Raw genomic sequence first — 15,155 nt, 5'->3', positions numbered from 1 at the left:
TCATTATTATGTAGTATACCAGAATAAATATATGATATTATATTGACATATAAAATTGACAGAATTATTATAAAAATATGAATGATTATTCATTCATTTTACTAACAAAGTCAAATGTATTGAAGAAGATTTAGCTGAGGCGCTGAGTAGAGGGAAGGGTTGAAAGTGTTGAAGAAAAACAAACCAAAATACCGGCAAATTATCGATGCTGCAGTGATCGTCATAGCTGAAAATGGCTATCATCAAGCACAAGTATCGAAAATTGCCAAACAAGCCGGAGTAGCGGATGGAACGATCTACTTATATTTCAAAAACAAAGAGGACATTCTTATTTCTCTCTTTCAAGATAAAATGGGCTATTTTGTAGAAAAAATTGAGGAAGAAATTGCAGGAAAAGAGACAGCGGCAGAGAAGTTATTAACTTTGATTGAAAATCATTTTAAAATGCTTGCCGATGATCCTCATCTTGCCATTGTTACCCAGCTGGAACTTAGACAATCGAATAAAGACCTTCGCCTGAAGATTAACGAAGTGTTGAAAAGATATTTAAAAGTAGTCGATAAAATCTTAATCGAAGGAATAGAAAACGGAGAATTTTCCGGTGCTTTAGATATCCGGTTAGCAAGGCAAATGATTTTTGGAACCATAGATGAAACTGTCACAACATGGGTCATGAATGATCAAAAATACGATCTGACCGCTCTTTCTGAAAAAGTCCACGAATTGCTGATTCACGGATGCAGAGGTTTCAGATCAAAGGGGTAGCTTTTGTTCAGATCAAAGGGGTAGCTTTTGCAATTAAGGAGGGGATAAAAGTGGAAAACATAAGTTGGTCGCATTCAGATATGGTGGCAACCATTACAATTCAGAGGCCGCCGGCAAACGCTCTTTCTTCAAGCCTGTTGAAAGAATTATCAGCTGTATTGGACGAAGTGGAATCAAATGACAATATTAGAGTCATTGTGATTCATGGAGAGGGAAAGTTTTTCTCTGCGGGAGCAGATATTAAGGAATTTACTACGATTCAGACGGGAGACGACTTCGCCAATCTGGCTGAATATGGCCAGAATTTATTTGAACGAATCGAAACCTTCAGCAAACCAATTATTGCAGCCATACATGGTGCTGCTCTTGGCGGCGGGCTTGAGCTTGCGATGGCGTGCCATTTCCGCCTTGTGAGCGAAAATGCAAAGCTGGGATTACCAGAGTTGCAGCTTGGCTTAATTCCAGGATTTGCAGGCACGCAGCGCCTTCCTCGCTATGTCGGAATTGCGAGAGCAGCGGAAATGATGTTTACGAGCGAGCCGATCACCGGAACAGAAGCAGTCCAATATGGGCTTGCCAACCATGCATATCCTGAAAGCGAGTTGCTTGACCATGCATACCGGATTGCGAAAAAAATTGCGAAGAAAAGCCCTGTTTCGATTAAAGCGGCCATCCAGCTATTAAACTATGCAAAATCGGAAGAGTTTTATAGTGGAGTTAAAAAAGAAGCCGAGCTATTCGGAAAAGTGTTTGTATCCGAAGATGGGCAAGAAGGCATTCGTGCATTTATTGAAAAGAGAGAGCCTTCATTTAAAGGAAAGTAAATGATTGGCATAACATGCGGTCGTGAATTTCTGTCTTTCCACTGGCATGTTTTTTTAGTTGTCTGATATTGTTTGTCTTAAATTTTTTTTAATCTTTCGAACTGATGAAATGTTTAATTACTTAGGAGGGGGAAACATGAACATCATTGTATTGATGAAGAGAACATTTGACACTGAAGAAAAGATCACCATTTCCGGCGGCAAAATCAATGAAGATGGCGCCGAGTTCATTATCAATCCGTATGATGAGTACGCAATTGAAGAAGCGATTCAAGTCCGCGATGCCCACGGCGGCGAAATAACTGTCATTTCCGTCGGTAATGAAGAATCAGAAAAGCAATTGCGTACAGCATTGGCAATGGGAGCCGATAAAGCTGTATTAATTAATACTGAAGATGATGTTGAGAATGGCGATCAATTTACAACTGCTAAAATTTTGGCTGAATATTTGAAAGACAAAGAAGTTGATTTAATTCTTGCCGGAAACGTTGCAATTGACGGCGGCTCAGGACAGGTTGGACCCCGCGTAGCTGAATTGTTAAACATTCCGTACGTAACGACGATTACAAAGCTTGAAATCGATGGAAGCAATGTAACCGTTGTCAGAGATGTAGAAGGAGACTCAGAAGTCATTGAAACAAGACTTCCGCTTCTTGTCACTGCTCAGCAAGGTTTAAATGAACCGAGATATCCATCTTTGCCGGGAATCATGAAGGCGAAGAAAAAACCGCTCGAAGAATTGGAGCTTGATGATCTTGATCTCGATGAAGATGATGTTGAAGCAAAGACAAAAACGATTGAAATTTATCTGCCGCCTAAAAAAGAAGCAGGAAAGATTCTTGAAGGGGAAATTGCAGATCAAGTGAAAGAGCTCGTTCATCTTCTACACACTGAAGCGAAAGTAGTCTAAACGTGAACTTGACATTTCTATGCAGGAGGTAAAACAAATGGCGAGAAAAGTATTAATATTAGGCGAAGTCCGTGATGGTTCATTACGCAACGTTTCTTTTGAAGCCATTGCTGCTGCAAAAGCGGTAGCTGAAGGCGGCGAAGTAGTCGGAGTATTAGTGGGCGATGCTGTAAGCGCTTTAGGTGTTGAATTGATCCATTACGGAGCTGACCGCGTAGTTGTCGTTGAAGATGAAAAATTAAAACAATATACACCGGACGGATATTCTCAAGCATTAATGGCAGTAATTGAATCAGAAAATCCAGAAGGAATTGTTTTCGGACATACGGCATTGGGTAAGGATTTATCACCGAAAATTGCCAGTAAACTAAATTCCGGCTTGATTTCTGATGTTACCGGAATTGAAGAAGCAGGCGGCAACCTAGTGTTCACAAGACCAATATATTCCGGAAAGGCCTTTGAAAAGAAAATTGTGACTGACGGATTAATCTTTGCAACCATACGTCCTAACAATATCGCCCCACTTGAAAAGGATGATTCACGGAATGGAGAGGTTACTTCGTTAGGCGTCGAAATTAAAGACTTGCGTACGATTATTAAAGAAGTTGTGCGCAAAACAAGTGAAGGCGTCGATTTATCAGAAGCAAAAGTAATTATTGCCGGCGGGCGCGGAGTAAAAAGCGCAGAAGGCTTTGAGCCTCTAAAAGAACTTGCGAAAGTACTTGGCGGTGCTGTCGGTGCTTCCCGCGGTGCGTGCGACGCTGACTATTGTGATTACTCTTTGCAAATCGGCCAAACCGGTAAAGTGGTAACACCTGATCTTTATATCGCTTGCGGAATCTCAGGAGCCATTCAACATTTAGCCGGTATGTCCAACTCGAAAGTCATTGTAGCAATTAACAAGGATCCGGAGGCAAACATCTTTAAAGTCGCTGATTATGGAATTGTCGGAGATTTATTTGAGGTTGTTCCGATGCTTACAGAAGAATTTAAAAAGTTAAAAGTTCGCTCTTAATAATCATGAGGGTCAGATCCGTTGCTGCGTGATTTCTTGTTTTGAAAGAAGGCTATGCTATGGGAAGAATAGTTGTTGAAAATAAGGGTAAATTGAATACGAAGCAAATCATTAGAAAGAAATGATAAACGGTGATATACTTTCGTTAGTATTTTATTAAATCTTAGGAGGCATGTAAAATGGCGATAGTAAATGCTACAGATCAAACATTTGCTGCTGAAACAAGTTCTGGATTAGTACTTGCAGACTTCTGGGCTCCATGGTGCGGCCCTTGTAAAATGATTGCTCCTGTTTTGGAAGAGCTAGATCAAGAAATGGGAGACAAAGTAAAAATCGTTAAACTTGACGTTGACGATAATCAAGAAACAGCTGCTAAGTTTGGCGTAATGAGCATTCCTACTTTAATCCTTTTTAAAGACGGTGAAGTAGTGGATAAAGTTATTGGTTTCCAGCCAAAAGAAGCTCTTGCAGAAGTAATAAACAGACACGCTTAATTAAAAAGATGTTGAATAGGCGAAATTAAAATCTTTAATTAGAGGCTGACCCAAAGTTGCTATAAAGCGGCTGAAGGTCAGTTTTTTCTTTGTAAAGGAAATTATAAATTTCATCGTTGTGTATAACTTTGAAATGAGTTTGTCGTAATCTGGCTCCAGCGCCCAGCCCCTCGAGGTCACAAGCCAAATCACTCCAGAGTCTATCGACTCTTGCGTGATTCGTCTTGTGCTTGTCGGGGCTAATCGGGGCGCTTGCGCCTTTTGTTCATAATTTGCCACAATTTTTTATAAGTTTTCGTTGACACTGAAAATCATTCTCTTTATAATTATTAATGAAAATCATTATCAGTGAAAAAATTATTATGATTGTTGGAGGATACATATGAAAAAGAAAGAATTAAGACGCATTTTTGCAAGCTTCTTCATTGCAAGCACGGTATTAACTGCATGTAATGCAGGTGGTGATACTGCAGAAAAGCCTGAAGAGAAAGTCCAGGAAAAATCTGGAGAAACTGCAGAAGAAACAAAAGAAATCAAAATTGAAGATACAGATACAGCAAAGCAAGTAACAACTTTTTCAGAGATGAAAACAGAGCTTGAAAAAGCTGAAGAAGGAAAAGAAGTTGATTGGGATGGTGTTTTAGAAAAATATAAATCCGGATTGCAAGAAGCGGTAAGTGAAATTAATGGTGAGTATGATCAAACAATCCAAACAGCGATTGAGGCAGGAAAATCCGGTGAATTAGATCCGGTACTAGCAAAACAATTAGTGGACAAAACGACTCAATCATACTTCTATCAAAAACAAAAGGCTTTGCAAAAAGAAGCTGCTGCTGCAATTAATGAAGGAAAACAAGAAGATGCAAAGCTTGCTTTCGAACAAGTAAAACATCTTGCAAATGAAATCTTTATTCCAACAGCTGAAAAGCGAGATAATTACTATCAATTAACCAGTGAATCAAGCATTGTCGAAAATATTAATGCAGGTCTTTCTGCGCAGGAAGAAGCATTAACAGCAAATAAAGCAGAAGACTTTAATGTTCTCGTTCAATTAACAGATAAATCCATTTACAAAAGCTTTTATTTAGCAGCCAATTCTTATGCGGAAAAAATTGAAGCCGCAGTGAAAGAAGGTAAAGATGAAGCCGAGTTGAAAATTATGCAAGCGGAAGCATGGGGATTCTTGCAGGCGATTAAAGAATCTTTATCAGGCGGCGATGAGGCTGCAGCGGCAAAACTGAACGAAATTTTCTCGCTTGATGCGACTGACCCGAAAACGATCAAAGCAGCAGACGTAAATGCTTTATTTACAAAAGCGATCGTTGGAAAAATAAAAGGCTATTATGAAAAAGCTCCGAAAGCGTTAGAAGAAAATAATGTAGTAGAAGCAAAAACGGAAGCCCTTGAAGGAAATATGTTTGTAAAAGCACTTGAAATACAATTAAAGAATAAGCTCGGTGAAGAAAAAGCAAAAGAAACATTCACACATGCTGAAGAATGGTACAACAACATTAGCGAAAACAAAAAAGATGACGCAAAAGCACACAGCGATGCTGTTCTACAAGCAGTAGAGCAATTGCTTCAATAGAGTATGAAGTAAAACGAAAAGCCGCAAAATAATGCGGCTTTCTTCATGTTAGAGAAGCTAGAAGGGAGAAACATGGGAACTTCATCCCGATTATGATAAAATGGCTTTTGGTTTAGTTCAACAAATGAGGTGTAGAAATGAAGGTGTTAATAACCGGCGGAGCCGGTTTTATCGGAAGTCATCTTGCACAGCTTCTCATGAAGAAAAATGATGAAGTTTTTATTATCGATTGCCTGCATTCTTATTACTCTCCTGAAAGGAAACAACAGCATCTTAAAAACATTCAAGACTTTGGATCATTTCAATTTTTCGATGTCAATCTATTGGATCGAGAGAAAACAATGTCCTTATTTAAGCAAATTTCCCCCGAAGCGGTTATTCATTTAGCGGCATTGCCTGGGGTAGCATATTCGATTTCAACCCCTCTTGAATATGTAGACTATGATATAAAAGCAACGATTAATGTACTGGAAGCCTCAGGAGAATCGAAAGTAAACCAAGTAATATTTGCTTCATCGTCTTCCGTTTACGGAAATCAACAAGAAATTCCTTTACGGGAAGATATGGCGGTTGGGAAAGTGATTTCTCCATATGCCGCTTCAAAATATGCAGCAGAATCCTTTTGTCATGTGTATGAACATCTTTACGGTTTTAAAGTAAAAATATTGAGGTTTTTTACCGTTTACGGCCCATGGCAACGTCCGGATATGGCGATTGCTTCTTTTATTAAAAAGCTGCTCCGTCATGAAGAAATAACAGTGTTTGGAAAAGGGAGCAGCCGCGATTATACGTACATAGATGATATTATTAACGGGATTTACCTTGCCATGACGAAGTTAGATAAAAGTGAAATTCTCAACCTTGGATCCGGCAAAGCTATTTCGATGGAGATGCTATTAAGTGAGTTGAAACCATTTTTTCCAAACATGAAAGTGAATTGGGAAGCCGAGCGGAAAGGCGATGTTCATGCAACATGGGCGGATATTTCGAAAGCCAATCGTGTATTAGGCTATAATCCTCAAATGGATTTTAAAACCGGCCTTTCAAAAACAGTTGAATGGGCAATGAAAAATGAAAAACTTCTTTAAGAATGTTCCATCTATTCTCATTCTTTTTGTTTTTATCACATTAACGTACAATTTTTTTGATTTCGGGGACTTATGGGAAAGCAGCAAAGTACTTTGGAAAAAGCCGTCTATCATTTTCCTTATCCTGCTTGTTTATTTGTTGTCTTTCGTCTTAAAAGCGTTCGCATGGAAAATATATTTGAAAGGAAGGCCCAGCTTTTTATCATGTCTCGCAGGTCTCTTTTACAGCCTGTTTCTCAACCATATCCTTCCGGTAAAAGTAGGAGACTTGGCGAGGGCAGGAGTGCTGCCTGCCCGTGATCAACATATAACGGCTGAAGAATCATTGCATTCTGTATTTGTTTTACGAGTATTAGATATGCTTTGTTTATCAGGAATTGCTTTGATCGGGATTTTCGCTTTTCATATACACTACCGCATTCCTTTTTGGGCTCTATTTTTTATGCTGGTGATAAGTTTCATTGCCTTGCCGCTGTTAAAAAAGCAGTTTCCTATTTTTATAAATCGTCATGTCGCTATATTAAAAAGTGCGCTTTCAGGAATGAATGGCATACAGGTTTTTCTATTGACATTGGCAAGCTGGATTCTGGAAGCAGCTGTTCTCTATGGGACTATTTTTACCCTTAATAAAGAAATTTCTTTACCGGGTGCAGTTTGGGCGAACAGTGTAACCATTGCAGGCCAGGTGTTTCAAATTACACCTGGCGGCATTGCCAATTATGAAGCATTCATGTCTTTCGCTCTTGGGTTCATCGGTTTTTCATTTAAAGAAGGGTATACGATTGCAATTTTAACGCATGGCTTAAAATTTATTTTTTCTTATCTGGCCGGTTTTGCCGCGATTTGCATATTCCCTGTTCCAATCAATGTACTAAAAAGCTGGATAAGACAGAAAGGAGTGAAGGGGAAGTGAAAAGTGCGTCAAAGTTTGAAAAGTTTGCAGCTAGATGCTGGAATTTATTAAATGAAGGAAAGCCGTTTACACCGATTTTCGTGTTTGGAACGATGCTTCTGTTTCATATTAGCGATCTAAACGATTTATCAGCTGCAAAAGATCTGTTTCTTGCTTTTTTATTTGTTGTTCCTCTTTTAGCCATTTATTTTATATATGACTTTCCGTTATTTTTGCGGAATTATTTGTGGATCCCGTTCGTTGTTTTCCTGATCATTTGGAAAGAAGTGAGTGTTCCGCTCCTTCTCTTTTCTGCAGGGCTTTATTTCTTTTTTACCGTCTTTTTCTGGGGAACGCTTTATTATCATTTAAGAATTGGAACGTCTTGGCTGAATTTTACCCGTTTTTGGAAGCTTGTATTAAAAAACAGTGATTCCACCAGTGGAAACGCTCAGGAGCAGCTCCCGAAGTTTTTCCTCATCCTGTCTGTTTGGGAAATGATCTATCAAGAGACCCCTTTATGGCTGGATGGAAACGTGTTAAAATTGTTCGGTTTTTATGGATTCGTTTTTCTTTTTGCTTTGATTCTTCATCGGAATTTATTTGATTGGAAGCCGGCCATCTATCAGGAATATACGAATAATGCCCCAATTCCTGTTAAAGGAATATCAGACAAAGTTATTGTCATTGTGATTGACGGAATGCGGAAAGAACGTTTTTATGAAGCGAATACTCCATTCTTGGACTATTTAAAGGAGAATGGAACGGAGTATATGAATATGGAAACCGTCTATCCCGCAAGAACGGTTGTATGCTTCACTTCCATGTTTACGGGCACATATCCATTTGAACACGGGATTACATCCAATATGGTTTGGAAGCTTGGAATTAAAGTGGAAAGCATCTTTGATTCGCTGCGAAAGATCGGGAAAACGGGAAGGCTTTTGGGAATTGCCCATTTAGTCGACTCGATGGGCGATGATGTCGAAACGGTAACGGCAGTTATGAATAATGATGAAGCCGATGCAAATATTATCGAAAGAGCGAAAAAGATCATGGAAGAGCAGGATCCTGATTTATTGGTCGTTCAATTGATTGCCACTGATCAAACAGGACACAGCAGAGGCGTTTTGTACGATGAATATTTGCAAAAAATCGAGGAAGCTGATACACACGTTCAACAATTTGTCGAATGGCTGGAACGGGAAGGAAAGATGAATAATACGACTCTTCTCATTTGTGCGGATCATGGACAAGCAGATGGGATCGGCGGCCACGGCCATTTAGATGAAGGAGAGCGATATGTTCCGTTCTTCTTATATGGTCCGAATATCGCGAAAGGAAAAAAAGTAGAGGAGAAACATAGCCTTGTGTCAGTTGCACCAACCATTGCTTATTTGCTTGGAGCTCCATATCCAAGCCACAGCAGGGGGAAAGTGCTCCTTGATGCAATGAATGAAGAAAAGGATGAGGTTAAACATGCGTAAACAACATGTCATTGTCTTTTTGCCTGCTTTTAATGAAGAAGCTTCGATCGGGGATGTCATAAAACGCATTCCTCGTCATTTTCACCCCCAGATCGATGTGAAAGTGCTTGTGATTGACGACGGTTCAAAGGACAGAACTGTGAATATAGCGAAAGAAACAGGAGTAGAATATATAGTAAGTTTTGAGAAGAATAGAGGACTTGGTGCTGCGGTTCGTGCGGGGTTAAAGGAATGTTATGAAAGAGGTGCAGATATCGGAGTTATGATCGATGCCGACGGCGAGTATCCTCCTGAACAAATTCCTGATTTATTACAACCTATTATTGATGGGGAAGCTGATTACACAATGGGATCCCGCTTTTTGGGAACGATTCATGGAATGAAGCTCCATCGGCGTTTAGGGAATTATTTTTTTACTTTTCTTCAATCGGTCTTATTAAGGAAATGGTTATATGACGGCCAATCGGGCATGAGGGCTTTTTCCAGACAGGCAATGGAACATGCTGAAATTATCCATGACTATAACTATGCACAGGTGCTGACTTTAAATTTAGTCAGAAAAGGGTTTCGGGTAAAGGAAGTTCCGATTCGCTATCAAGTACGGACAACAGGGCAATCGTTTATTACATTTAAGAAATATTTGAGGTCTGTGCTTCCGGCTATTATGAAAGAAATGCTGCGCCCTGTCAAAAAGGTGAGAATTGATCAAAGTACCAATGAGTATTTGGAACAAGTAAACAAAAATAATTTGACAAAAAATAGCGGTTTTAAACAAAAATATGATAATTTTGTGAATAATTTGGAACGGCACATTGACATAAACAATGATAATCATTATCATTAACAGTGTAGGAGGGAGACGAATGAAAAAATACTTGTTTTTTTGTTTGACATTGATATTCATTATCAATAATATGTACATCAATCATACATTTGCTTATTCATACGGTGATCCGAATGAAGAAAAGCTTGCTGAAGTGTACAAAGAAATGATGCTACAATTAGATAAAAACCCTCCGGATTTTACTTCGGCAAAAGATGTATTTGAAACGGTAAAAAAAGAAGTTGATATGCATATGGGGCCCGAAACGTCAGAAATCATTTTAAAGAACTTAGAAAAGAAAGATAAAAAGAACGTTACTGAGAATATGGAAAAATTGCTTGTTTTAAACATTGCAAGACGATTGGAAAATATAGAAAGAAATTTTTCTGAATATGATACTAGCAAAAAACTTCTGGCTAAGGCCTTTGCTACATACGAAGCTTTATCTCCTATAGTTGAATCTAAAAACACTGAAACGGATAAAAAACTGAAAGCTGAGTTTGATAATGCTTTAAATTCCCTGGGAAATCCTGGCCTTTTTGGAGTGGGGAAAAAGGAATCTGATATTAAGGCCTTTAAAGCAAGCAAGGAAACGATTTTGACCACCCTTCAAAAAGAATTTGATCTAGCCAGCTTGGAAGTTGGCCATTTCACAGAAAGTGAAAATGAAAGTGGAATGAACACCGGGAAGAAGGACTGGACTGATATATCGAATATCCGAAATTGGATTCCGCTTCTCGTAATTGTGGGAATTATTGCAGGAGTCGTTGGTTTTGCGTTTCGCCAAAGAAAAAAATAGGGATACTATTCGTTGACAACATGACGGGGAGGAGAACATACTTTGGAAATACAAGCATTGCTAATAACCTTTCGTGAGGTATTAGAGGCATTACTGATTGTTGGGATTATCACAACCTATTTAAAAAGGATGGATCATCAAAAATACACAAAATATGTCTGGCTTGGTGCAGGATTAGCGGTTCTTGCAAGCGTTGGTGTTGCGATGCTGTTCCAAGTAGTGTTTACCGGTTTTGCCGCCATGGGAAGTGAAATGTACTTAAAAATAGGTATTATGTTAGTGTCTGCTTTATTGCTAACTCAAATGGTGTTTTGGATGGCGAGTCACAGCCGCGATTTAAAAGGCAATATGGAAGGTAAAATGAATCATTTTATCTCAACCGGAAACATTGTAGGCATGGTGTTTCATTCCTTCCTTGTCGTTTTGCGGGAAGGTGTAGAAACAGTCTTTTTCTTTGCGGCGATTACCGGCGGAAATATCGGTGCTGCAATGCAAGGCTGGGGCGCAATTACCGGGGGTGTCATCGCTGCAATTGTTTCATACTTATTTTTTAAAGGAACAATGCGCGTTCCGCTAAAAACATTCTTTAAAGTAACCGGTGTATTCATTATATTAATTGCTGCCGGTTTGATTGTTCAGGCCATTTCCATGATGCAGGATTTGAATATGATTGGAAGCGTTCTTCCGCATGTTTACGATATTACGTGGTTTCTTCCTGAACATCCTATTGATTATCAGCATTACCTTCGCGATCATGGAGTTGCTCCAGTGCTTTCAGGGGATATCGGTATTTTCTTAAAAGCATTATTTGGCTATTCCTCTATGCCGTCCATCGAAGAAATAATCGCATATGTTGGATACTTAGCCGGCATTTACCTTTTAACTTGGTATCGGCAAAAGGATGCCCATGAGAAAAAAGAAAACAAAGAAACGGTAAGTAATGTGAAATTATTAAAACCGCAGGCAAAGTAACAAATATTTTCAAAATGTTGTAGAGGCTGATTCTTAAGAGGAATTTTGTAAAGGTCGATATTCTTCTCCGAATCTTCACTCAAAGCAACCTTGTCATATTCAAATTTTGGCAAGGTTGTTTTCTTTTTGTGAAAGTGCCCCACTATAGAAAATCTTGATTTTTACTTGTTATCATTTTTATGACATCGACATATTTAACGTGATAAGACGGTGAAGAATGTATGAAAAGAAACAATAAATTTGCGAGTAAAACAGATTTATTTACAATATTTATTCAAATCATTAGTTTACTCGCTATTATTTTCATGCTCGGGTTTCAATTGATATATATAAATTCATTTGCTTCTACTTGGGATCAGGTTGATTTTGCTCTCGGATTGGACAGGTACGATATCATGGCGATGCAGCCCCACTTTCCGGGATATCCATATTTTATTCTTGGTGGGAAATTTGTTCATCTTTGGATCGAAAATCCTGCAAAAGCCTTGACTATTTTTAATATCCTTTTTTTCAGCAGTGCCCTTATACCTATTTATTTTTTGGGCAGACAATATCTTACGAGAGAATATAGCTTGATTATGACAGCCATTTTATATACGGGAAGCTATTGTCTCACAATGGTTAATCAGCCAATGTCAGAAGGAGCGGCACTTTCAGCATTATGGTGGTATGTTTTTAGTCTGCAAACTGCCTTGAAAAGCAGGCATCCGCTTGCCGGCGTCCTGCCGATGTTTCTGTTGAGTATTCTTCTTGGCATTCGGTTATCCTATTTTCCATTTTCAATAGGACTATTTTATTTTTTTTATAGAAAATGGAAAGAAAAACATATTTCAATGAAACAAATTTTTGTTAATACCATCATTGCCTTTTTATTTCAGTTTGTTTGGGTTTTAGCTATAGCTATTTCGGAGGGCGGCATAAAACCATTTATAAAGCTGGCCCTTGCCTTTACAAGCGGGCATTTTCAAAGCTGGGGAGGGGCTGTTACGGCGGTTGATCTAAATTTTGTTGAACGCTTGAGAATTTTCATTTTCGAGAACATTTTTTGGACAGGAATCCTTTCACGTTCTATAATACTGTTGGTTTTCTATTTCTTACTTGCGATTCTTTTTTTGTTTAGCTTTAAATGGAACAATGTTAAGCAAAATATTCAGTTCAAGCTTCTTTTTATATTGGGCTTTTGTTATTTTTTATGGGCTCTCTTTGCTCAAAACATTGATAAACCGAGACATATTCTCCCGTTAGCAATGTTAATTCTTTTTTATATATTTATCGTTGTACTGGCAAAGAGAAACCATATGCCAGTTGTACTCCTTTGTATTTTTATTTTATGCTTGCAATGCTTCAATGCAGCATCACTTATAAAAGAACAGGCAACTCACAAGCCTGCAATATACAAGACGGCAGAGTTTTTGAATCATTATAAAAATCCATTTATCGTTTATACTTGGGAGGAAACAAGGGTATTTGACTATTTAAATGTTCCCTTTTCTCATAAACGTGTTCAAACTTACAATATATTTGTGCATGATGCCGGATATTATTCCGATAAAGAAATATTACTTACAGATAAGGTTGTCCAAGGTTTTAAACAGCAAGGTGTCGATGTTGAAAACAATATTGTGAAAGTACAACATTTTCAATCAAATGAATTATTTGATCCGGTTTATAACGAGATTACGTTATATAAATGGAAACATACATCAGGGGGTGAACATGATGAATGAAACAATAAAGAATAAACTTGCACTTTTGCCGGATCAGCCCGGCTGTTATTTAATGAAAGACCGGCAAGGAACGATTATTTACGTCGGCAAGGCAAAAGTGCTGAAAAATCGGGTCCGCTCCTATTTTACCGGTTCCCATGACGGCAAAACACTTCGGCTTGTAAATGAAATTGAAGACTTTGAATACATCGTTACATCTTCAGATATTGAAGCTCTAATCCTTGAGATGAATCTAATTAAAAAACACGATCCAAAGTATAATGTCATGCTGAAGGATGATAAAAGCTACCCGTTTATCAAATTAACCGGCGAGCGGCATCCAAGGCTTATCACGACAAGAAAAGTAACGAAAGATAAAGGAAAGTACTTTGGACCTTATCCTAACGTTCAAGCCGCGAATGAAACAAAAAAACTGCTTGACCGGATTTATCCGCTGCGAAAGTGCTCTACCCTTCCTGACAGGGTTTGTTTGTATTATCATATGGGACAATGTCTTGCCCCTTGTGTAAAAGAAGTTGATGAAGAAGAATACAAAACAATTACCGATGAAATTACCCGATTCTTAAATGGCGGCTATAAAGAGATCAAACAGGAATTGGCTGAAAAAATGACTGCAGCGGCCGAAGAGCTTGATTTTGAGCGGGCGAAAGAATACCGCGACAAAATTGCGCATATTGAAACGACAATGGAAAAACAAAAAATGACGATGACCGATTTCACCGACCGGGACGTATTTGGATATGCCGTAGAAAAAGGCTGGATGTGCGTTCAAGTATTTTTTATTAGGCAGGGAAAATTGATCGAACGGGATGTTTCGTTGTTCCCGCTCTACAAAGAACCTGAGGAAGAAATTCTTACATTTATGGGGCAATTTTATACGAAACCAAATCATTTTAAACCAAAAGAAATACTAGCTCCAGACACAGTAGATGCGGACATGGCGGAAAAGCTACTGGAAGTAAAAGTCATAAGGCCGAAGCGGGGCCAAAAGAAAGAGCTTGTAAGATTGGCTGAGAAAAATGCGAAGATTGCCTTGCAGGAAAAGTTCTCGCTCATTGAACGGGATGAAGAGAGAACAATAAAAGCAGTTGAAAATTTAGGCAGTCAGCTTGGAATTTATACACCTCGCCGGATTGAAGCTTTCGATAATTCGAACATTCAGGGAACAAGTCCTGTTTCTGCTATGGTTGTCTTTATTGACGGCAAACCTGAGAAAAAAGAATATCGAAAGTATAAAATTAAATCTGTACAAGGACCTGATGATTATGAGTCAATGAGGGAAGTTGTCCGAAGAAGATATACAAGAGTATTGAAAGAAAATCTTCCTTTGCCGGATTTGATTATTATCGATGGCGGGAAAGGCCATGTTGAAGCTGTCAGGGACGTGCTTGAGAATGAACTTGGCTTAGAAATGCCAATTGCCGGACTAGCAAAAGATGAAAAACATCAAACATCGCAACTATTATTTGGAGATCCACTTGCTGTTGTTCCACTAAAACGGAACAGCCAGGAATTTTATTTGCTGCAGCGGATCCAAGACGAAGTTCACCGGTTTGCGATTACATTTCACCGCCAATTGCGGGGAAAAAGTGCTTTTCAATCGTTATTGGACGACATTCCGGGTATTGGTGAGAAACGGAAGAAGCTGCTTCTCAAACATTTTGGTTCCGTAAAAAAAATGAAAGAAGCAACAATGGAGGACTTTACTTCCGCCGGAATTCCGTCAAATGTCGCAAAAGAATTGATGAAAAAATTGCAGGAATGACATTGT

General features: G+C 38.7%; 14 protein-coding genes. All 14 read left to right on the top strand.

From position 1 onward, the window contains the following. Positions 1-168 precede the first annotated feature (168 nt). The 14 genes from C0966_RS10830 (at position 169) to uvrC (ending at position 15,149) form a co-directional block, all read left to right on the top strand. Positions 169-765 (top strand): TetR/AcrR family transcriptional regulator, encoded by a 597-nt coding sequence (locus C0966_RS10830; RefSeq protein ID WP_274855770.1) that lies wholly within the window; start codon positions 169-171, stop codon positions 763-765. Positions 766-815: 50 nt separating this feature from the next. Beyond that, complete coding sequence (locus tag C0966_RS10825) at positions 816-1,589, top strand: enoyl-CoA hydratase (protein ID WP_274855461.1); 774 nt, start codon at positions 816-818, stop codon at positions 1,587-1,589. 136 nt (positions 1,590-1,725) lie between these two features. After that, positions 1,726-2,499, top strand: coding sequence for an electron transfer flavoprotein subunit beta/FixA family protein (locus tag C0966_RS10820; RefSeq protein ID WP_274855460.1), 774 nt, complete (start codon positions 1,726-1,728; stop codon positions 2,497-2,499). A gap of 19 nt (positions 2,500-2,518) precedes the next feature. After that, entirely contained in the window at positions 2,519-3,514 is a 996-nt protein-coding gene (locus C0966_RS10815) for an electron transfer flavoprotein subunit alpha/FixB family protein (RefSeq protein ID WP_274855459.1), read from the top strand. Between the two features lie 179 nt (positions 3,515-3,693). Continuing rightward, positions 3,694-4,008, top strand: coding sequence for a thioredoxin (gene trxA, locus C0966_RS10810; RefSeq protein ID WP_274855458.1), 315 nt, complete (start codon positions 3,694-3,696; stop codon positions 4,006-4,008). Positions 4,009-4,390: 382 nt separating this feature from the next. Next, the gene (locus C0966_RS10805; RefSeq protein ID WP_274855457.1) at positions 4,391-5,596 is read left to right on the top strand and encodes a hypothetical protein; all 1,206 of its coding nucleotides are present in this window, start codon (positions 4,391-4,393) and stop codon (positions 5,594-5,596) included. Positions 5,597-5,733: 137 nt separating this feature from the next. Continuing rightward, on the top strand, positions 5,734-6,684 hold the full coding sequence (locus C0966_RS10800; RefSeq protein ID WP_274855456.1) for an NAD-dependent epimerase/dehydratase family protein: 951 nt from the start codon (positions 5,734-5,736) through the stop codon (positions 6,682-6,684). Then, the gene (locus C0966_RS10795) at positions 6,668-7,597 is read left to right on the top strand and encodes a lysylphosphatidylglycerol synthase transmembrane domain-containing protein (RefSeq protein WP_274855455.1); all 930 of its coding nucleotides are present in this window, start codon (positions 6,668-6,670) and stop codon (positions 7,595-7,597) included. The genes C0966_RS10800 and C0966_RS10795 overlap by 17 nt, the downstream gene beginning before the upstream one ends. Further along, entirely contained in the window at positions 7,594-9,063 is a 1,470-nt protein-coding gene (locus tag C0966_RS10790) for an ectonucleotide pyrophosphatase/phosphodiesterase (protein WP_274855454.1), read from the top strand. The genes C0966_RS10795 and C0966_RS10790 overlap by 4 nt, the downstream gene beginning before the upstream one ends. Further along, positions 9,056-9,907, top strand: a complete 852-nt coding sequence (locus C0966_RS10785) for a glycosyltransferase family 2 protein (RefSeq protein WP_274855453.1) — start codon at positions 9,056-9,058, stop codon at positions 9,905-9,907. The genes C0966_RS10790 and C0966_RS10785 overlap by 8 nt, the downstream gene beginning before the upstream one ends. 19 nt (positions 9,908-9,926) lie before the next feature. Continuing rightward, the gene (locus tag C0966_RS10780) at positions 9,927-10,685 is read left to right on the top strand and encodes a hypothetical protein (RefSeq protein WP_274855452.1); all 759 of its coding nucleotides are present in this window, start codon (positions 9,927-9,929) and stop codon (positions 10,683-10,685) included. A 42-nt stretch (positions 10,686-10,727) separates the two neighbouring features. After that, positions 10,728-11,657: an FTR1 family iron permease gene (locus C0966_RS10775; RefSeq protein WP_274855451.1), complete on the top strand. Its 930-nt coding sequence runs from the start codon at positions 10,728-10,730 to the stop codon at positions 11,655-11,657. A gap of 833 nt (positions 11,658-12,490) precedes the next feature. Next, positions 12,491-13,384, top strand: coding sequence for a hypothetical protein (locus tag C0966_RS10770; RefSeq protein WP_274855450.1), 894 nt, complete (start codon positions 12,491-12,493; stop codon positions 13,382-13,384). Then, positions 13,377-15,149, top strand: a complete 1,773-nt coding sequence (gene uvrC / locus C0966_RS10765; RefSeq protein ID WP_274855449.1) for an excinuclease ABC subunit UvrC — start codon at positions 13,377-13,379, stop codon at positions 15,147-15,149. The genes C0966_RS10770 and uvrC overlap by 8 nt, the downstream gene beginning before the upstream one ends. Positions 15,150-15,155: the final 6 nt, after the last annotated feature.

Origin of the sequence: Bacillus methanolicus (genome assembly GCF_028888695.1) — a bacterium.
In the GTDB taxonomy this organism is placed as follows: domain Bacteria; phylum Bacillota; class Bacilli; order Bacillales; family Cytobacillaceae; genus Bacillus_Z; species Bacillus_Z methanolicus_B.
Note: the sequence above shows the minus strand (reverse complement) of the source record. Positions and strands in the feature narration are given on the sequence as shown.